At 74.5% G+C, this 17960-nt stretch carries 23 protein-coding genes; 18 read left to right on the top strand and 5 right to left on the bottom strand.

Going from position 1 to position 17960, the window contains the following annotated elements:
* The first annotated feature begins 66 nt into the window (after positions 1-66).
* The 10 genes from map to truA all read left to right on the top strand — a co-directional run bounded on the left by map (position 67) and on the right by truA (position 6318).
* Positions 67-870, top strand: a complete 804-nt coding sequence (map, locus tag ACI79X_RS09010) for a type I methionyl aminopeptidase (RefSeq protein ID WP_457025073.1) — start codon at positions 67-69, stop codon at positions 868-870.
* A gap of 260 nt (positions 871-1130) precedes the next feature.
* A complete protein-coding gene (infA, locus tag ACI79X_RS09005) occupies positions 1131-1352 on the top strand; it encodes a translation initiation factor IF-1 (RefSeq protein WP_012950459.1) in 222 nt (73 codons plus the stop codon).
* 73 nt (positions 1353-1425) lie between these two features.
* Positions 1426-1539, top strand: coding sequence for a 50S ribosomal protein L36 (gene rpmJ, locus ACI79X_RS09000; RefSeq protein WP_012950458.1), 114 nt, complete (start codon positions 1426-1428; stop codon positions 1537-1539).
* Between the two features lie 15 nt (positions 1540-1554).
* Positions 1555-1935, top strand: coding sequence for a 30S ribosomal protein S13 (gene rpsM / locus ACI79X_RS08995; RefSeq protein WP_448626859.1), 381 nt, complete (start codon positions 1555-1557; stop codon positions 1933-1935).
* Between the two features lie 100 nt (positions 1936-2035).
* Positions 2036-2443 carry a 30S ribosomal protein S11 gene (rpsK, locus tag ACI79X_RS08990; RefSeq protein WP_012950456.1) on the top strand — a complete coding sequence of 136 codons (408 nt, stop codon included), beginning with the start codon at positions 2036-2038 and terminating at the stop codon, positions 2441-2443.
* A 35-nt stretch (positions 2444-2478) separates the two neighbouring features.
* Entirely contained in the window at positions 2479-3105 is a 627-nt protein-coding gene (gene rpsD / locus ACI79X_RS08985) for a 30S ribosomal protein S4 (protein ID WP_457025072.1), read from the top strand.
* A gap of 131 nt (positions 3106-3236) precedes the next feature.
* A complete protein-coding gene (locus ACI79X_RS08980) occupies positions 3237-4313 on the top strand; it encodes a DNA-directed RNA polymerase subunit alpha (protein WP_457025071.1) in 1077 nt (358 codons plus the stop codon).
* Between the two features lie 134 nt (positions 4314-4447).
* The gene (gene rplQ / locus ACI79X_RS08975) at positions 4448-5089 is read left to right on the top strand and encodes a 50S ribosomal protein L17 (RefSeq protein ID WP_457025070.1); all 642 of its coding nucleotides are present in this window, start codon (positions 4448-4450) and stop codon (positions 5087-5089) included.
* Positions 5086-5463: a hypothetical protein gene (locus ACI79X_RS08970; RefSeq protein ID WP_457025069.1), complete on the top strand. Its 378-nt coding sequence runs from the start codon at positions 5086-5088 to the stop codon at positions 5461-5463. The genes rplQ and ACI79X_RS08970 overlap by 4 nt, the downstream gene beginning before the upstream one ends.
* A gap of 6 nt (positions 5464-5469) precedes the next feature.
* Entirely contained in the window at positions 5470-6318 is an 849-nt protein-coding gene (gene truA / locus ACI79X_RS08965; RefSeq protein ID WP_457025210.1) for a tRNA pseudouridine(38-40) synthase TruA, read from the top strand.
* A gap of 4 nt (positions 6319-6322) precedes the next feature.
* On the opposite strand, the gene ACI79X_RS08960 is transcribed toward truA, so the two are convergent.
* A complete protein-coding gene (locus ACI79X_RS08960; RefSeq protein WP_457025068.1) occupies positions 6323-6985 on the bottom strand; it encodes an NAD(P)H-binding protein in 663 nt (220 codons plus the stop codon).
* A 29-nt stretch (positions 6986-7014) separates the two neighbouring features.
* Positions 7015-7599, bottom strand: coding sequence for a molybdenum cofactor guanylyltransferase (gene mobA, locus ACI79X_RS08955; protein WP_457025209.1), 585 nt, complete (start codon positions 7597-7599; stop codon positions 7015-7017).
* A gap of 50 nt (positions 7600-7649) precedes the next feature.
* On the opposite strand from mobA, the gene fdhD reads away from it, so the two are divergent.
* Positions 7650-8477: a formate dehydrogenase accessory sulfurtransferase FdhD gene (gene fdhD, locus ACI79X_RS08950; protein ID WP_457025067.1), complete on the top strand. Its 828-nt coding sequence runs from the start codon at positions 7650-7652 to the stop codon at positions 8475-8477.
* A 117-nt stretch (positions 8478-8594) separates the two neighbouring features.
* Here fdhD and ACI79X_RS08945 read toward each other — a convergent pair whose 3' ends face one another.
* The 3 genes from ACI79X_RS08945 to moeA form a co-directional block, all read right to left on the bottom strand.
* A complete protein-coding gene (locus ACI79X_RS08945; RefSeq protein ID WP_457025066.1) occupies positions 8595-9089 on the bottom strand; it encodes a MogA/MoaB family molybdenum cofactor biosynthesis protein in 495 nt (164 codons plus the stop codon).
* Entirely contained in the window at positions 9086-9556 is a 471-nt protein-coding gene (moaC, locus tag ACI79X_RS08940; protein ID WP_457025065.1) for a cyclic pyranopterin monophosphate synthase MoaC, read from the bottom strand. The genes ACI79X_RS08945 and moaC overlap by 4 nt, the downstream gene beginning before the upstream one ends.
* Positions 9557-9629: 73 nt before the next feature.
* Positions 9630-10823, bottom strand: a complete 1194-nt coding sequence (moeA, locus tag ACI79X_RS08935) for a molybdopterin molybdotransferase MoeA (RefSeq protein WP_457025064.1) — start codon at positions 10821-10823, stop codon at positions 9630-9632.
* Positions 10824-10955: 132 nt separating this feature from the next.
* Here moeA and ACI79X_RS08930 point away from each other — a divergent pair, with 132 nt between their 5' ends.
* The 7 genes from ACI79X_RS08930 to glmS all read left to right on the top strand — a co-directional run bounded on the left by ACI79X_RS08930 (position 10956) and on the right by glmS (position 17937).
* Positions 10956-11447, top strand: a complete 492-nt coding sequence (locus ACI79X_RS08930; protein WP_457025063.1) for a beta-class carbonic anhydrase — start codon at positions 10956-10958, stop codon at positions 11445-11447.
* Between the two features lie 31 nt (positions 11448-11478).
* On the top strand, positions 11479-12681 hold the full coding sequence (locus ACI79X_RS08925; protein WP_457025062.1) for a DUF7373 family lipoprotein: 1203 nt from the start codon (positions 11479-11481) through the stop codon (positions 12679-12681).
* Positions 12682-12802: 121 nt separating this feature from the next.
* Positions 12803-13246 carry a 50S ribosomal protein L13 gene (gene rplM, locus ACI79X_RS08920; protein ID WP_073421397.1) on the top strand — a complete coding sequence of 148 codons (444 nt, stop codon included), beginning with the start codon at positions 12803-12805 and terminating at the stop codon, positions 13244-13246.
* On the top strand, positions 13243-13662 hold the full coding sequence (rpsI, locus tag ACI79X_RS08915) for a 30S ribosomal protein S9 (RefSeq protein ID WP_457025061.1): 420 nt from the start codon (positions 13243-13245) through the stop codon (positions 13660-13662). Before rplM ends, rpsI begins: the two co-directional genes overlap by 4 nt.
* Positions 13663-13673: 11 nt before the next feature.
* Complete coding sequence (gene glmM / locus ACI79X_RS08910; protein WP_457025060.1) at positions 13674-15014, top strand: phosphoglucosamine mutase; 1341 nt, start codon at positions 13674-13676, stop codon at positions 15012-15014.
* Between the two features lie 61 nt (positions 15015-15075).
* Positions 15076-15915: a DUF427 domain-containing protein gene (locus ACI79X_RS08905; RefSeq protein WP_457025059.1), complete on the top strand. Its 840-nt coding sequence runs from the start codon at positions 15076-15078 to the stop codon at positions 15913-15915.
* Positions 15916-16062: 147 nt separating this feature from the next.
* Complete coding sequence (glmS, locus tag ACI79X_RS08900) at positions 16063-17937, top strand: glutamine--fructose-6-phosphate transaminase (isomerizing) (protein ID WP_457025058.1); 1875 nt, start codon at positions 16063-16065, stop codon at positions 17935-17937.
* Positions 17938-17960 lie beyond the last annotated feature (23 nt).

Raw genomic sequence — 17960 nt, 5'->3', positions numbered from 1 at the left:
ACGGCGCCGCGCATGTCGGCCGGGATCCTGACCCGCCTCCCGCTGCTGGCGAAGTGGAGTGGACGCATGATCCAGATCAAGACACCGCACGAGATCGAGCTCATGCGCGGCGCCGGCCTCGTCGTCGCGCGCGCCATCTCGGCCGTGCGCGCCGCCGTCCGCCCCGGGGTCTCCACCGGGGAGCTCGACGCCATCGCGGAGGACACCATCCGCTCGGCGGGGGCCATCCCGTCCTTCCTCGGCTACCACGGGTTCACCGGCAGCATCTGCGCGTCGATCAACGACGAGGTGGTGCACGGGATCCCGGACCCCGGGCGCACGCTCGCCGAGGGCGACAACATCTCGATCGACTGCGGCGCCATCCTCGAGGGCTGGCACGGCGACTCGGCGGTCACCGTGACCGTCGGCCCGCCGTCGGCGGAGGACGCGGCGCTCATCGCGGTCACCGAGCGCAGCATGTGGGCGGGCCTGGCGCGGGCGGTCGCCGGCGGGCGGCTCACCGACATCAGCGCCGCCGTCGAGGAGGCCATCACGGCCGAGGCGCACCCGTACGGGATCGTCGACCACTACGGCGGGCACGGCATCGGCACCGAGATGCACCAGGACCCGCACGTCCTGAACTACGGCCGCCCCGGCCGCGGGCCCCGGCTCGTGCCCGGGCTGGCGCTGGCCATCGAGCCGATGGTCACCGTGGGGGACCCGGCCACCGCCGAGCTCGAGGACGGCTGGACGGTCGTGACCAAGGACGGTTCGCGGGCCGCCCACTTCGAGCACACCGTCGCCATCACGCCCGAGGGCCCCTGGGTCCTGACGGCCGAGGACGGCGGCGTCGCGGGGCTCGCGCCCTTCGGCATCACCCCGCGCCAGTAGGCCGGGGGACCCCCTCCGGGCCGCCCTCCGTGTGACGGAGGGCGGGTTGGAGGGCCCCGCCGCGGCGGGGTACAGTGAACGACGGCGTTCGCGCCGTCCTGTCGTCGTGCTGTGGCCGCACGGCCCGGGACGCCCTCGCGGGAACGTCTGCACCACCTGGACTGCAACCACCACGTACGGCCTGCCGGCTCCGGCATGGTCGCACGTGACTCCAGCACCACATCAGCAAGCACCACCGAGTCAGGGAGGCCGTGTCGGGCATGGCGAAGAAGGACGGGGCCATCGAGGTCGAGGGTCGCGTCGTCGAGCCGCTGCCCAACGCGATGTTCCGGGTCGAGCTGCAGAACGGGCACCGGGTGCTCGCCCACATCAGCGGCAAGATGCGCCAGCACTACATCCGCATCCTGCCGGAGGACCGCGTCGTCGTGGAGCTCTCGCCCTACGACCTGACCCGCGGTCGCATCGTCTACCGCTACAAGTGACCGCCGCCGGCGCGGGGCACCGACTGGTGCCGCGTCCGCGGCCATCGATCGACAGGAATGAGGGGCGGCACCGGTGAAGGTCCAGCCGTCGGTGAAGAAGATCTGCGACAAGTGCAAGGTGATCCGCCGGCACGGCCGGGTCATGGTCATCTGCGACAACGCCCGCCACAAGCAGCGGCAGGGCTGAGGGAGTACCTGAGACATGGCACGACTGGCCGGCGTCGACCTGCCCCGCGAGAAGCGGATGGAGATCGCGCTCACCTACATCTACGGGATCGGCAAGGCCCACGCCAAGGAGACCCTCGCGGCGACCGGCGTGAGCCCCGACCTGCGGGTCAAGGACCTCGGCGACGAGGACCTGCTGCGACTGCGCGACTACATCGACGAGCACTTCCGCGTCGAGGGTGACCTCCGCCGCGAGGTGGCCGCCGACATCCGCCGCAAGGTGGAGATCGGCTGCTACCAGGGCCTGCGCCACCGTCGTGGGCTGCCCGTGCACGGTCAGCGCACCCGCACCAACGCGCGCTCGAGCAAGGGCCCGCGCAAGACCATCGCCGGCAAGAAGAAGGCCGGCAAGAAGTAAGCCGTGTGGCGCGCCGTCGCAGGCCCCGTGAGGGCGGGAGCGACGGCGCGCCGCTCGCGCTCATCTGGCCACTGATCGTTCAGAAGGAAACCGGAGAGACATGCCTCCCAGGGCTCGCGCCGCGGCTGGTGCCAAGAAGGTCCGCCGCAAGGAGAAGAAGAACGTCGCCCACGGCGCCGCGCACATCAAGAGCACGTTCAACAACACGATCGTGTCGATCACCGACCCCACGGGCAACGTGATCAGCTGGGCCTCCGCCGGCCACGTCGGCTTCAAGGGCTCGCGCAAGTCCACGCCGTTCGCCGCCCAGATGGCCGCCGAGAACGCCGCGCGCAAGGCCCAGGAGCACGGCATGCGCAAGGTCGACGTCTTCGTGAAGGGCCCGGGCTCGGGCCGCGAGACCGCGATCCGCTCGCTCCAGGCGACCGGCCTCGAGGTCGGCCAGATCCAGGACGTGACGCCGCAGCCGCACAACGGCTGCCGCCCGAAGAAGCGCCGCCGGGTCTGACCGGCCACTGACGAGAAGAACGAGGAGTACCTGACGTGGCCCGTTACGCCGGAGCCGACTGCCGCATGTGCCGGCGCGAGAAGATGAAGCTGTTCCTCAAGGGCAGCAAGTGCGAGTCCCCGAAGTGCCCGATCGAGATCCGGCCCTACCCGCCGGGCGAGCACGGCCGGGGTCGCAGCAAGGACAGCGAGTACCTCCTGCAGCTGCGCGAGAAGCAGAAGGCCCGCCGCATCTACGGCGTCCTCGAGAAGCAGTTCCGCGGCTACTACGAGGAGGCCAACCGCAAGACCGGCAAGACCGGTGAGGTCCTGCTGCAGATCCTCGAGTCCCGCCTGGACAACGTCGTGTACCGGGCCGGCTGGGGCGAGAGCCGCGACATGGCCCGCCAGCTGGTCAAGCACGGCCACATCCGGGTGAACGGCCGCAAGGTCGACATCCCGTCCTACCGGGTCAGCGCGAACGACATCATCGAGGTCGCCGAGAAGTCGCGGCGGATGGTGCCCTTCGAGATCGCCCAGGCCCGCGCCGGCGAGCGTCCCGTGCCGCCGTGGCTCGAGGTCATCGGCGGCCAGCTGCGCGCCGTCGTGCACAGCGTCCCGGCCCGCCAGGTGATCGACACCCCGGTCCAGGAGCAGCTGATCGTCGAGCTCTACTCCAAGTAAGGGCTCGCAGCACCACCCCGCACCACAGCACCACCCGGCCCCGGCGGGCGGACCGATGTCCGCCGGGGCCAGCACCACCCCCTCACGGCGTCATATGGCGGGCGCCGGAGGAACCGGAGGAGAACACCCCCATGCTCATCGCACAGCGTCCGACGCTGACCGAGGAGACCATCACCGAGCACCGCTCGCGGTTCGTCATCGAGCCGCTCGAGCCGGGCTTCGGCTACACCCTCGGCAACTCGCTGCGCCGCACCCTCCTGTCGTCGATCCCCGGCGCTGCTGTCACCAGCATCCGGATCGAGGGCACCCTGCACGAGTTCACCACCGTGCCCGGGGTCAAGGAGGACGTCACCGAGATCATCCTCAACCTCAAGGGCCTGGTCGTCAGCTCCGACTCCGACGAGCCGGTGACCATGTACCTGCGCAAGCAGGGCCCGGGTGAGGTCACCGCCGCCGACATCGCGCCCCCGGCCGGTGTCGAGGTGCACAACCCCGACCTGCACATCGCCACGCTCAACGGCAAGGGCCGGCTGGAGATCGAGCTCGTCGTCGAGCGCGGTCGTGGCTACGTCCCGGCCCCGCAGAACAAGCAGCCCGGTCAGGAGATCGGCCGCATCCCGGTCGACTCGATCTACTCGCCGGTCCTCAAGGTCACCTACGCCGTCGAGGCCACCCGCGTCGAGCAGCGCACCGACTTCGACCGCCTCGTCGTCGACGTGGAGACCAAGCCGTCGATCGCCCCGCGCGACGCGATCGCCTCCGCCGGCTCCACGCTGGTCGAGCTGTTCGGCCTGCTGCGCGAGCTGAACGTCGACGCCGAGGGCATCGAGGTCGGCCCGAGCCCGGCCGAGGCCGCCGACATCGCGAACTTCTCGATGCCGATCGAGGACATGGACCTCACCGTCCGGTCCTACAACTGCCTCAAGCGCGAGGGCGTGCACACCGTCGGCGAGCTGGTCACCCGCTCGGAGGCCGACCTGCTCGACATCCGCAACTTCGGGGCCAAGTCGATCGACGAGGTCAAGATGAAGCTGGCGGCCATGGGCCTCGCGCTCAAGGACAGCCCGCCCGGGTTCATCCCCACCTCCGTCGAGAGCTACGACGAGGGCTACGAGACGGACGCCTACCACGGCACCGGCGAGTACGGCGCCGAGTACGGCCAGGTCCAGTACGACGACGGCTCCTACCAGGAGACCGAGCAGCTCTGACGCTGCCACGGACGGGGGGCGGGGACACCCGCCGCCCGTCCGGGCGGGAGCGCCCGCCACACTCGATCCAGCGAACGACAGCACCACCTGGTTGCAGCCGGCAGACGCCCCCGGCCGCCTGAGGAAGGACCGACATGCCCACCCCCACCAAGGGCCCCCGTCTCGGCGGGTCCGCCTCCCACGAGCGGCTGATGCTGGCCAACCTGGCCACCTCGCTGTTCGAGCACGGGCGGATCACCACCACCGAGGCGAAGGCGAAGCGGCTGCGGCCCTTCGCCGAGAAGCTGGTGACCTTCGCCAAGCGCGGTGACCTGCACGCGCGCCGCCAGGTGATGACCGTCATCCGGGACAAGGACGTCGTCCACCACCTGTTCGCCGAGATCGGCCCCCGCTTCGAGAACCGGCCCGGTGGCTACACCCGCATCACCAAGGTCGGCCCGCGCAAGGGCGACAACGCCCCCATGGCGGTCATCGAGCTGGTCGAGGCCCTGACCGTGGCGCAGGAGGCCGTCGGCGAGGCCGAGCGCGCCCGCGGCACCCGCTTCGCCGCCGGCGCCGGCGCTGCCGCCGCCTCCGGTGAGGTCACCGCCGACGCGGTCGAGGCCGCCGACGAGACCCCCGCCGTCGACGACACCGACGCCGAGGTCACCGACGCCGAGGTCACCGACGCCGAGACCGACGCCGCCGTGGAGGCCATCGAGGCCGCCACCGACGACGCCGAGGCCACCGCGGCCGACGCGGACGCCCCGGCCGAGGACGCGGACGGCTCCAAGTGACCGAGCAGCCGGGTCGCGACGGCGACGCGGGCGCGGCCGGCGTCCGCCCCGGTGGGGGCGACCAGGGCGCCACGTTCGAGGGCGAGACCACCGGTCCCGGCGGCGACACCTCGCCGGCCGTGACCTCCGGTGAGGTCGACCCCGAGGCGCAGCAGGTCGTCACCGACGTCTTCAACCCCGACGGCGACCGCCAGGACGACGGCGCGGTGACCGAGCAGCCGAAGGCCGAGAACGTCGCCGTGGTCGAGGACCCGGCGCTGTCCCCGGACGTCGCTGCCGCCGCCGCGGCCGAGATCGAGGCCGCCGAGCTCGGCGACGCCGCCACCGCGGGCACCCACGCCCCCGGCGGCGACTCGGCGCCCGACCCCCGGTAGCCGTCGCTGGACCCCCAGGACCGCACGGACGAGCCCGCCCCCACATCCGGGGGCGGGCTCGTCCGTCTCCGCCTCGAGGTCGCCTACGACGGCACCGCCTTCTCCGGCTGGGCCCGCCAGCCGGGCCGGCGCACCGTGCAGGCCGAGCTCGAGGACGGCCTCGCCACCGTCCTGCGGCAGCCGGTCCGGCTGACCGTCGCCGGGCGCACCGACACCGGAGTGCACGCGACCGGCCAGGTGGCGCACGCCGACGTCCCCCGCGCCCTGTGGGAGGAGCACCGCGCGCGGCTGGTGCGGCGGCTGCGCGGCGTCCTCCCGCCCGACGTCGCCGTCCCCGCCGTCGCCGAGGCGCCCCCGGGCTTCGACGCGCGCTTCGCCGCGCTCGCCCGGCACTACCGCTACCGGCTCACCGACGCCGACGGCGGCCCCCCGCCGCTGCGCCGGGCCGACACCGTCGGCTGGCCCCGCCGGCTCGACGCCGCCGCGATGGACGCCGCCGCCGGGCTGCTCCTCGGGCAGCACGACTTCGCCGCGTTCTGCCGGCGCCGCGAGGGCGCGACCACCATCCGCGTGCTGCTGGACCTCGGCGTCGAGCGGGACGGCGACCTGGTGACCGTGCGGGCGTCCGCGGACGCGTTCTGCCACTCGATGGTGCGCAGCCTCGTCGGCGCGCTGCTGGCCGTGGGGGAGGGCCGCCGCGAGCCCGGCTGGCCGGCGCAGCTGCTGACCCGCCGCGTGCGGGCCGACGAGGTCGTCGTCGCCCCGCCGGGCGGCCTGACGTTGGTGCGCGTGGACTACCCGGCCGACGCCGACCTCGCCGCCCGGGTGGAGAAGACCCGGGCGCTGCGCAGCTGAGGGGTCAGGGGAGCGCGGCGACCGCCTCGTCGATCGGGGTGTCGCCGCTGACCAGCTCGACCACCTCGTCGACCTTCCCCGCGTCGAGCAGGGCCAGCAGTACCGCGGCGACGTCGTCGCGGGGCACCTCGCCGTACCCGACGCCGTGGGCGAGGGTGACGCGCCCGGTGCCGGGGTCGTCGGTGAGCCGGCCGGGCCGCACGATGACGGTGTCGAGGGCGGTGCGCGGCAGGATCTCGTCCTCCGCGCGCAGCTTGGCCTGCAGGTAGACGGCGAAGACCGGGTCCACGCCCTGCGGCGTGCCCTTCCGGGCCTGCTCGACGCCCATCGAGGAGACGAGCAGGTAGGGGCGGACCCCGGCGCGCTCGGCGGCGTGCGCGAGGAGCACGGCGGCCCCGTGGTCGACGGTGTGCTTGCGGGCCTCGCCGCTGTTCGGCCCGGCGCCGGCCGCGAAGACGACGGCGTCGGCCCCGCGCACCACCTCGGCCACCTCCTCGACCGACGCGGACTCCAGGTCCAGGACGGCGGGCTCGACGCCGTCGGCCTCGAGGTCGGCGGTGTGGTCGGGGTTGCGGACGATCCCGACGGCCGTGTCCCCGCGGCCGGCGAGGAGCCGGCCGAGGCGGCGGGCGATCTGGCCGTGGGCACCGGCGATGACGACGCGCATGCCGCCGGGCTACCCGGGGAGCGGCCCGGTCACCCGCCGGCCTGCGCGCGGGCGCGGGCGAGGTCGGCGGGGGTGTCGCAGTCGGTCCACGGGGCCGGGGCGCCGGGCTCGGGAGCGGGACGCCAGCGGGTCACCGCCAGCGCGGCCACGACGCGGCGGACCGGCGCCGGCCCTTGCGCCGCCCCGACCGCGCGGCGCAGCGCCGCCGTCCGCCAGACGCCGAGCAGGTACTGGTCGCGGCCGGCGTCGTCGACCACGAGCACGCCCTCGGCGGTCAGCCGCTCGCGCAGGCCGGTGACGACCGCGGGGGTGACGAACGGGAGGTCGCCGGCGAGCACCGCCACGACGTCGGCGTCGACGGCCGCCAGGCCCGCCCGCAGGGCCGCCACGGGCCCGCCGCCCGGCGGGTGCTCGCGGACCACGACGACGCCGTCGGCGACCGGCTGCGGCGGCCCCACGACCACCCGCTCGTCGGCGTCGGCGACGGCGTCGAGGACCCGGGCGAGGATCGGGCGGCCGCCCACCTCGAGCTGGGGCTTGGGGCGCCCGCCGAGCCGCGCCGCCCGGCCGCCGGCCAGCACCACGGCCGCGTAGGGCGGCAGCGGGGCCGGCATCTGGCTCACGAGCGCACCGTAGGGGCCCGGCGTGGGTACCGTCGCCCTTCGTGGGACGAGTCACCAGCCGCACGCCCGTGCTCCGCATCCGCGGCCCCGTCCGCACCACGCGGCCCGACACGGTGGCGTCGGAGGAGCCGCTGGAGATCCGGCTGAACGGGTCGCCGCTGGCGGTCACCATGCGCACGCCCGGCGCGGACTTCGACCTGGTGCACGGCTTCCTCGCCACCGAGGGCGTCATCGCCGGCATCGAGGACGTCGCCGGCCTGCGCTACTGCAACTCCGTGGACGACGAGGGCCGCAACACCTACAACGTCGTCGACGTCGACCTGGCCACCGGCGTCGAGCCGCCGGCCACCGCGCTGGACCGCAACTTCCTGACCTCCAGCTCCTGCGGGGTGTGCGGGAAGGCGAGCATCGAGGCGATCCGCACCCGCAGCCGCCACGACGTCGCCGCCGATCCCACCCGGCTCGACCTGGCCACCCTGCTCGCGATGCCCGACCGGCTGCGCGCGGCGCAGGAGGTGTTCAGCAAGACCGGCGGGCTGCACGCGGCGGGGCTGTTCACCGCCGATGGCGAGCTGGTGGCGCTGCGCGAGGACGTCGGCCGGCACAACGCGGTGGACAAGGTCATCGGCGACGGCGTGCGCGAGGGGCGCCTGCCGCTGGCCGGGCACGTGCTGATGGTGAGCGGGCGGGCGAGCTTCGAGCTGACGCAGAAGGCGGCCATGGCCGGGATCCCGGTGCTGGCCGCGGTGTCGGCGCCGTCGTCGCTGGCGGTGGAGCTGGCGGCGGACGCCGGGATCACCCTGGTCGGCTTCCTCCGGGGCGACGGCTGCAACGTCTACAGCAGGACGGACAGGGTGCTGCTGGACTGAGCCGCCCCGCGAGGCGGTGACCCGGTGGCGGGCCCGGAGGGTCCCCGGCGGGTCACCGGAAGGGGCTCAGCGCAGGCCGGGACGGCACCTGGCCGCGGTGTCGGCCGGAGGCCGACATCAGACATGGTCGCCGCCGCGGAGCTGGCTGACGGCGTGGGGGAGCAGCGGGCCGAGGACCGCGAGCCCGTCCCGCACCCCGCCGGTCGAGCCGGGCAGGTTCACGACCAGCGTCCGGCCCGCCGTGCCGGCGATGCCGCGGGAGAGCACCGACGTCGGCACCTGCCCCTCCCCGTAGCGGCGCACCGCCTCCGCGAGGCCCGGCGCCTCCCGCTCGACGACCGCGCGGGTGGCCTCGGGCGTGACGTCGGTGGGGGACAGGCCCGTGCCACCGGTGGTGAGGACGACGTCGGCGCCGGACGCGACCGCCTCGCGGATCACCGCGGCGAGCGCCTCGGCGTCGTCGGGGCGCACGTGCGGGCCCTCCACGGCGAAGCCCAACGCGCGGAGCCCCTCGGCCAGCGCCCGGCCGCTGCGGTCCTCGTAGACCCCCGCCGAGGCGCGGTTGGAGGCGGTGACGACGACGGCGCGCGCGTCCGCGGGCAGCTCGCTCACCGCCGCCACTCCCCGCTCTTGCCGCCGGACTTCGCGAGCAGCCGCACGTCGGTGATCGAGGCGCGCGGGTCGACGGCCTTGACCATGTCGATGACGGTCAGCCCGGCCACGGCCACCGAGGTCAGCGCCTCCATCTCCACGCCCGTGCGGTCGGCGGTGCGCGCGGTGGCGGTGATCTCGACGGCGTCGTCGGCGACGGTCACGTCCACGGTGACGCCGTGCAGGGCGATGGGGTGGCACAGCGGCACGAGGTCCGGCGTCCGCTTGGCGCCGGCGATGCCGGCGATCCGCGCGACGGCGACGGCGTCCCCCTTGGGCACGCCCTCCCCGCGCAGCAGCGCGACCACCTCGGGGCTGACGAGCACCCGGCCCGCGGCGGTGGCCTCGCGGGCGGTCACCGGCTTGGCGGAGACGTCGACCATCCGGGCGGCCCCGGACTCGTCGACGTGGGTGAAGCGGTCGGTCACGTGTCCTCCTCGCCGGCGCTCGTCGGGCTCGTGCCCGGCGGTGCCATGACTTCTGGTGAGCTCACGAGCTCGCTCACTGGAGCGCTCCCTCGATCAGGACGACGTCGACCTCGGCGCCCGCGGGCAGCTCGGTGACGCCCTCGGGCACGACGACCAGGCAGTTGGCCCGGGCCAGGTGGGCGACCAGGTGCGAGCCGGGCCCGCCCACCTGGGAGACGCGGCCGGCGTCGTAGCGGCCGCGGAGGAACTGGCGGCGCCCCGCGGGGGAGCGCAGCGGCGCGGTGAGCACCGCGGGCGCCCGCAACCGGCCCGGGGCCGCGTGGCCGAGCGCCTGCCGCAGCGCCGGGCGGACGAACACCTCGAAGGACACGAACGAGCTCACCGGGTTGCCCGGCAGGGTCACCACGGGCACCCCGTCGACGGTGCCGCAGCCCTGCGGGCCCCCCGGCTGCATCGCGACCTTGACGAACTCGACCGTGCCGAGCGTGCGGAACGCGTCCTTGACCACCTCGTAGGCGCCGGCGCTCACCCCGCCGCTGGTGACCAGCAGGTCGGCCCCGGCCAGCTCGGCGCGGACGGTGGCGAGGAACTGGTCGACGTCGTCGGGCACGAAGTGCAGCCGCCGCGCGGTCCCGCCGGCGTCCTCGACGGCCGCGCACAGCAGCAGCGAGTTGGACTCGTAGACCTGGCCGGGCAGCAGCGATTCGCCCGGCTCGACCAGCTCGCTGCCGGTGGACAGGACCAGCACCCGCGGGCGGCGGCGCACCCACAGCGTCCGGGCGCCCACCGCGGCGGCCAGGCCGAGCTGCGCGGCGCCGAGCGGGCTGCCGGCCTCCAGCGCGACGGTGCCGGCGGTGATGTCCTCCCCGGCCCGGCGCAGGTGGGTGCCGGCGGCGGGGGCGTCGCGGATCTCGACGACGTCGGTGGCCGCGTCGGTGAGCTCCACGGGGACGACGACGTCGGCACCGGGGGGCAGCAGCGCGCCGGTCATGATCCGCTGCACGGTGCCCGGGGCCAGCGGCTCGACGCCGGTGCGCCCGGCCGGCAGGTCGTCGGCGACCGGCAGCCGCACCGGCAGCGCGGTGAGGTCGGCGGCGCGGGCGGCGTAGCCGTCCATCGCCGAGTTGTCGAAGCCGGGCAGCGGGACGCCGGCGGTCACGTCGCGGGCGAGCACGCGGCCGTGCGCCGCGGCCACCGGCACCTCCTCCTCGCCGAGCGGGGCGAGCAGCGCGGCCACCGCCGCCTGGTGTTCCTCGACCGTGCGCACCGGGCCATCCTGGCCGATCCCCGCCGACCCGGCTGCCGGGCGTCCGGCCGGGGCATAGGAAGCTCTCCCTGCGTCCGCGCGCCCCGAACGTGCGGAGAGCGTCCTTGCCTGCCACCCGAGAGGAGCACGCACGTGGCCGAGTACGAGCGGATGCTGGCCGCCAACGAGGAGTGGGCCCGCGACTTCCAGGGCGCCCTGCCCGTCGCGCCGGCGCGGAAGGTCGCCGTGGTCGCCTGCATGGACAGCCGGATGCCGCTGTTCCCGCTGCTGGGGCTCGCCGTGGGCGACGCGCACGTCATCCGCAACGCCGGCGGTGTCGTCACCGACGACACCATCCGGTCGCTGACCATCTCCCAGCACCTGCTGGGCACCCGCGAGATCGTGCTCGTGCACCACACCGACTGCGGGCTGCAGAAGACCGACGACGCCGCGTTCGCCGACCTCGTCGAGGAGGCCACGGGGGTGCGCCCGCCGTGGCCGGCGCAGGCCTTCACCGACGTCGACGAGGACGTCCGGCTGTCGATCCGGAAGCTGCGCGAGAGCCCGTTCCTGCTGTCGAAGGACATCTGCGGCACCGTCTACGACGTCACGACCGGGCGACTCCACCGCGTCGAGGCCGACTGACGTCCCGTCCCCGTCACTAGGCTCGCGCCCCGTGACGGGGACGCGGAGCAGGTGGACGGCGGCCGGCGCGGTCGCGGCGGGAGTGCTGCTGGCGGGCTGCACCAGCACGGTGTCCGGGACGGCCACACCGCTGGCCAGCGCCCCGCCGACGACGAGCGAGGCACCCGACCCCGCCCCGTCGGAGCCGCCGGTCGACGTCACCCCGGCGCCGGCGCCCACGGTCGGCACGCTGCTGGAGTCCCACCGCATCGCCTCGGTCACCTCGCTGGTGCAGGCGACCTTCCCGGCCCGCACCGACACCTGCTTCCCGAGCGGGCCGTGGAGCGACGCCGGCGCCCTCGACGCCGCCTACTTCGGCAGCGGCACCGCGGGGCCGATCCTCGACCGCTGGGGCTTCGTCACCGCGTGGGGGCAGTGCAACAGCGACCCGGCCGACGGCCGCGCGACCCTGACGATGGTCGCCGAGCTGTCGGACCCGGAGTCGGCGCGGCGCGCGGCCGCCGAGCTCGCCGCCGACCAGGCCGCCGCCGGCTACGAACCCGCCGAGGCGTCCGGCGTGGACGGCGAGGTCGTGCTGCTGGAGGACGGTGGGGAGGACGTCGTCCAGGCGTTCGTGCCGGTCGGGCGGATGCTGGCCTACGCGTACCACACGGCCGCCGCCGGTCAGGGCCTCGACGACGTCGGCCGGCTGGTGACCGACCAGGTCGGGCTGCTGCAGGGGTTCACGCCGACGCCGCAGGCGCAGGTGCCCACGCTGCCCACGGACCCGGTGGGCCTGCAGTCGCTGACCCTCGACCCGCCCGGTGACTTCAACGACTTCTCCGGCCCCTACGACCTCGAGGGGTACCTGCGGCTGGCGATCGACCCGGCCCGCGAGCGCGACCTGCTGTCGGCCAACGGGTTCCGCGGCTTCTACTCCAAGCAGTCCGACGAGGACGAGCTGAGCTACGCGGTGGCGCTCTACGCCTTCCCGACGTCGGTGCAGACCAACGCCGTCTACACGGCCTTCGCCGAGCTCGAGGCCACCGAGTTCGGCGGCACCCGGTTCACGCTGCCGTCGATCCCCGACGCCCCGTGCTTCTGGTTCGCGTCGGGGGAGAGCTTCTACCAGCGCTGCTACGTCGGCTACGGCAGCTACCTGGCCAGCGTGGACGTGCTCGGCCTGGGTGCGGCCGACGACGTCGCCGCGATGGACCGCCTGCTGCCCGCCCAGCGCGACCTGATCGACGGCTGAACCGGCTGGTATCGTGGTCGGCTGGTGCGCGGCCGCCGGCTGGTGCGCGCGCGCCGTCCCGTCTCCCGTGCTCGGTGAGGCGATCCCACCAGCCGCCCCGACGACGACGGAGGACAGTGCCGTGCGCACGTACTCACCCAAGCCCGGCGAGGTCGACCGGGTCTGGCACGTCATCGACGCCACCGACGTGGTGCTCGGTCGACTCGCCAGCCAGATCGCGACCCTGCTGCGCGGCAAGCACAAGCCCCAGTTCGCACCGCACGTCGACGTCGGCGACTTCGTCGTCGTCGTGAACGCCGGCAAGGTCGCCCTGACCGGCTCCAAGCGGGACCAGAAGACCGCCTACCGGCACTCCGGCTACCCGGGCGGCCTCCGGGCGATCAACGTCGGCGACCAGCTGCGCACGCACCCCGACCGCGTCGTCGAGCGCGCCGTCAAGGGCATGCTGCCGCACAACAGCCTCGGCCGGCAGATGATCAAGAAGCTGAAGGTGTACGCGGGCCCCGAGCACCCGCACGCCGCCCAGCAGCCCCAGACCTTCGAGATCAAGCAGGTGGCCCAGTGACCTCCGCCCTGACCGTGACCGACGCCGAGGGGCGTCCCGTCCAGACCGTCGGCCGGCGCAAGGAGGCCGTCGTCCGCGTGCGGCTCGTGCCGGGCACCGGCCAGTTCCGCCTCAACGGCCGGTCGATCGAGCAGTACTTCCCCAACAAGGTCCACCAGCAGCTCATCCGCGAGCCGTTCGTGATCCTCGAGAAGGCCGAGCAGTACGACGTCATCGGCATCCTGCACGGCGGCGGCGTCAGCGGGCAGGCCGGCGCGCTGCGCCTGGCCATCGCCCGCGCCCTCGTCGAGATCGAGGCCGACGACCGTCCGGCCCTCAAGAAGGCCGGCTTCCTCACCCGTGACGCGCGCGTCACCGAGCGCAAGAAGTACGGGCTCAAGAAGGCCCGCAAGGCGCCCCAGTACTCGAAGCGCTGACCGGTACCGCCGTGGGTCGCCTCTTCGGGACCGACGGCGTCCGGGGTCGGGCCAACGCCGACCTCACGCCGGAGTTGGCCCTCTCGGTGGCCCGTGCGGCCGCCGGTGTGCTCGCCGACCGCGACGGGACCTCGCGTCCCGTCGCGGTCGTCGGCCGTGATCCCCGTGCCAGCGGGGAGATGCTCGAGGCGGCCGTCGTCGCGGGCCTGGCCAGCGCGGGCGCCGAGGTGCTCCGCGTGGGCGTGCTCCCGACGCCGGCCGTCGCCTTCCTCACCGCCGAGACCGGCGCCGACCTCGGCGTCATGATCTCGGCGAGCCACAACCCGATGCCCGACAACGGCATCAAGCTGTTCAGCCGCGGCGGCCACAAGCTGCCCGACGCCGTCGAGGCGGCGATCGAGGCCAGCGTGCAGAGCGGCACCGCCGCGCACCGGCCCACCGGCGCGGCCATCGGCCGGGTGCGCGACCTGCCCGGCGGCACCGCCGACTACGCCGACCACCTGCTGTCGACGCTGCCCGCCCCCGTCGCGGGGCTGCGCCTCGTCGTCGACTGCGCGCACGGGTCGGCCGCGAGCTGCGCGCCCGAGGTCTACCGCCGCGCCGGGGCCGACGTGACCGTCATCGGCGGCGAGCCCGACGGCTGGAACATCAACGACGGCATCGGCTCCACCCACCTGGGCCCGCTCACCGAGGCGGTCCGCGCCACCGGCGCCGACCTCGGCATCGCCCACGACGGCGACGCCGACCGCTGCCTGGCCGTGACCGCCGACGGCGAGGTCGTCGACGGCGACGCGATCCTCGCCGTCTGCGCGCTGGGCCTCAAGGAGCGCGGCGCGCTGGCGCAGGACACCGTCGTGGCCACCGTGATGAGCAACCTCGGGTTCCACCACACGATGCGCGACGCCGGCATCGCCGTGCACACCACCGCCGTCGGCGACCGCTACGTGCTGGAGGCGCTGCGCGCCCGCGGGCTGTCGCTCGGCGGCGAGCAGAGCGGCCACCTGGTGTTCCTCGACCACGCCACCACCGGCGACGGCCTGCTCACCGGCCTGTCGCTGCTGTCGCGGATGTCGGTCACCGGCACCTCCCTGGCCGAGCTCGCCTCGGTGGTGCAGCGGCTGCCGCAGGTGCTGGTCAACGTGCCGGTGCGCGACCGGATCGCCGTCGTCGAGAGCGACGCCGTCGCCGGCGCGGTCAACGCCGCCGAGGCCGAGCTCGGCGACGACGGCCGCGTGCTGCTGCGCCCGTCGGGCACCGAGCAGCTCGTGCGGGTCATGGTCGAGGCGCCCACGCAGGAGTCGGCCGACGCCATCGCCGCCCGGCTCGCGGAGGTCGTGGCCGCCGTCGGCTGAGCCCTGGACCGCCGGGCCGGAGGGGACGACGATCGTCGCCACCGACCGGCGGGAGGGCGTCATGACCGTGCGGATGAGGGACCTGGTCGGCGGCGTGGTCGGCCGGCTCCGGTACGAGCCGACGGCGAAGCGGGTCCGCGCCGAGGCCGACGGCGCCGTCGTCGCCCTGTCCGACCGGGCGCTGCTGGTGTGGGAGCCCCGCCGGGTGGTGCCCGCCTACGCCGTCCCGGTCGAGGACCTGTGCGCGGCGCCGGTGCCCGACCCCGGGACGGCGCAGGACCTGACCGCGGGTACCGGCTTCGCCGTCCCGGACGTGACCGAGCTGCGCGTGCTCGACCCGCGGGTGCCGTTCCGCGTCCGCAGCACGCCGGGGGACCCGGTGCTGGTCCCCGTCCCGGGCGGGGACCGCACGGTCGAGGGGTTCTGCCCGGCCGACCCGGCGCTGGCCGGCCACGTCGTGCTCGACTGGGCCGGCTGCGACGCCTGGTTCGAGGAGGACGAGCGCCTGCACGGGCACCCGCGCGACCCCTTCCACCGGGTCGACGTCCGGGCCGGCTCCCGCGCGGTGCGGGTGTCGGCCGGCGGGCAGCTGCTGGCGGCGTCCGCGCGCCCGACGCTGGTCTTCGAGACGCTGCTGCCGGTCCGCTGGTACCTCCCGGCCGAGGACGTCGTCGCCGACCTGGAGCCGAGCCCGACGCGGACGGAGTGCGCCTACAAGGGCGAGGCGCACTACTGGTCGGTGCGCACCGACGACGGCCTGGTGCCCGACGCCGTCTGGGGCTATCCCGACCCGCTGCCCGACGCCGCCCAGCTCACCGGGCTGCTGTGCTTCTTCGACGAGCGCTTCGACGTCGCGGTCGACGGCGTGCCGCGACCCCGGCCGGTCACCCCCTGGTCCTGAGGTCCCGTGGGGACGCAGCCGTGGGACGGCTCCTGGCCGCGGTGTCGTCCGGAGGACGACGATGTGGCTGGGACCCCTGTGACGAGGGGCGCGCGTCACGGCGTCGGAGGACGGATCGGTCCGCCACCGCCGGTACCCTCGGTCCACATGTGCGGCATCGTGGGTTACGTCGGCCCGCAGAACGCCCTGGACGTCGTCCTGGAGGGCCTGCGGCGGCTCGAGTACCGGGGCTACGACTCCGCGGGCGTGGCGGTCCGGGTCGAGCGGGACGGTGCCGGCGCGCTCGCCGCGGCCAAGAAGGCCGGCAAGCTCGCCAACCTCGAGAAGGTGCTGGCCGACGCGCCGCTGCCGGAGTCGACCATCGGCATCGGCCACACCCGGTGGGCCACCCACGGCGGGCCGACCGACCGCAACGCCCACCCGCACCTGTCCGCCGACGGCCGGGTCGCGGTGATCCACAACGGGATCATCGAGAACTTCGCCGCGTTGCGCGCCGAGTGCGAGGCCCGCGGCATCGAGTTCCGCTCCGACACGGACACCGAGGTCGTCGCGCACCTGCTCGCCGCCGCCCACCGCGACCTGCCCGAGGGTCCCGGCCGGCTGGCCGAGGCGCTGCGCGCGGTGTCCCGCCGGCTCGAGGGCGCCTTCACGCTGGTCGCCACGCACGCCGACGAGCCCGACACCCTCGTCGCCTCCCGCCGCAACAGCCCGCTGGTGGTCGGCGTCGGCGACGGCGAGTACTTCCTCGGCTCCGACGTCGCCGCCTTCATCGCGCACACCCGCGAGGCGCGCGAGCTCGGCCAGGACCAGGTCGTCGAGATCGACCGCACCCGCGGCCTGACCGTCACCGACTTCGACGGCGCCCCCGCCGAGCCGGTGGCCTACACCGTCGACTGGGACGCCGCCGCCGCCGAGAAGGGCGGCCACGACTGGTTCATGCTCAAGGAGATCGCCGAGCAGCCGCAGGCCGTCGCCGACACCCTGCTCGGCCGGCTGGGCGAGGACGGGGAGCTGGTCCTCGACGAGGTGCGCCTGTCGGACCAGGAGCTCCGCGACATCGACAAGATCTTCGTCGTCTCCTGCGGCACCTCGTTCCACGCCGGGCTGATCGCCAAGTACGCGATCGAGCACTGGACGCGCATCCCGGTCGAGGTCGAGGTGGCCAGCGAGTTCCGCTACCGCGACCCGGTGCTCGACCGCTCCACGCTGGTCGTCGTCATCAGCCAGTCCGGCGAGACGATGGACACCCTCATGGCGCTGCGGCACGCCAAGGAGCAGAAGGCCCGCACGCTGGCCATCTGCAACGTCAACGGCTCGACGATCCCGCGCGAGTCCGACGCGGTGCTCTACACGCACGCCGGCCCGGAGATCGCCGTCGCCTCGACCAAGAGCTTCCTGGCGCAGATCGTCGCCTGCTACCTCGTCGGGCTCTTCCTCGCGCAGGTGCGGGGGATCAAGTACACCGACGAGGTCGCCTCGATCGTGCACGAGCTGCAGAAGCTGCCCGAGGCCGTCGAGCGGGTGCTCACCCAGATGGAGCCGGTGCGCGAGCTCGGCCGCTCGCTGGCCGACGCCGGCACGATCCTGTTCCTGGGCCGGCACGTGGGCTTCCCCGTGGCGCTCGAGGGCGCGCTCAAGCTCAAGGAGCTCGCCTACATCCACGCCGAGGGCTTCGCCGCCGGCGAGCTCAAGCACGGCCCGATCGCCGTCATCGACCAGGGCACGCCGGTGGTCGTCGTCGCGCCGTCGCCCCGGGGCCGCAGCCTGCTCCACGGCAAGGTCGTCTCCAACATCCAGGAGATCCGCGCCCGCGGGGCGCGCACGATCGTGATCGCGGAGGAGGGCGACGAGGACGTCGTGCCCTACGCCGACCACCTGATCCGGGTGCCGCGCACGCCGACCCTGCTCGCGCCGGTGGTGACCACGGTGCCGCTGCAGATCCTCGCCTGCGAGATCGCCGACACCCGCGGCTTCGACGTCGACCAGCCGCGCAACCTGGCCAAGAGCGTCACCGTCGAGTAGCCGCACCGCGCGACCGGGCTGGA

Source organism: Geodermatophilus sp. SYSU D01119, assembly GCF_054049975.1.
This window is presented reverse-complemented; position numbering and strand designations above follow the sequence as displayed.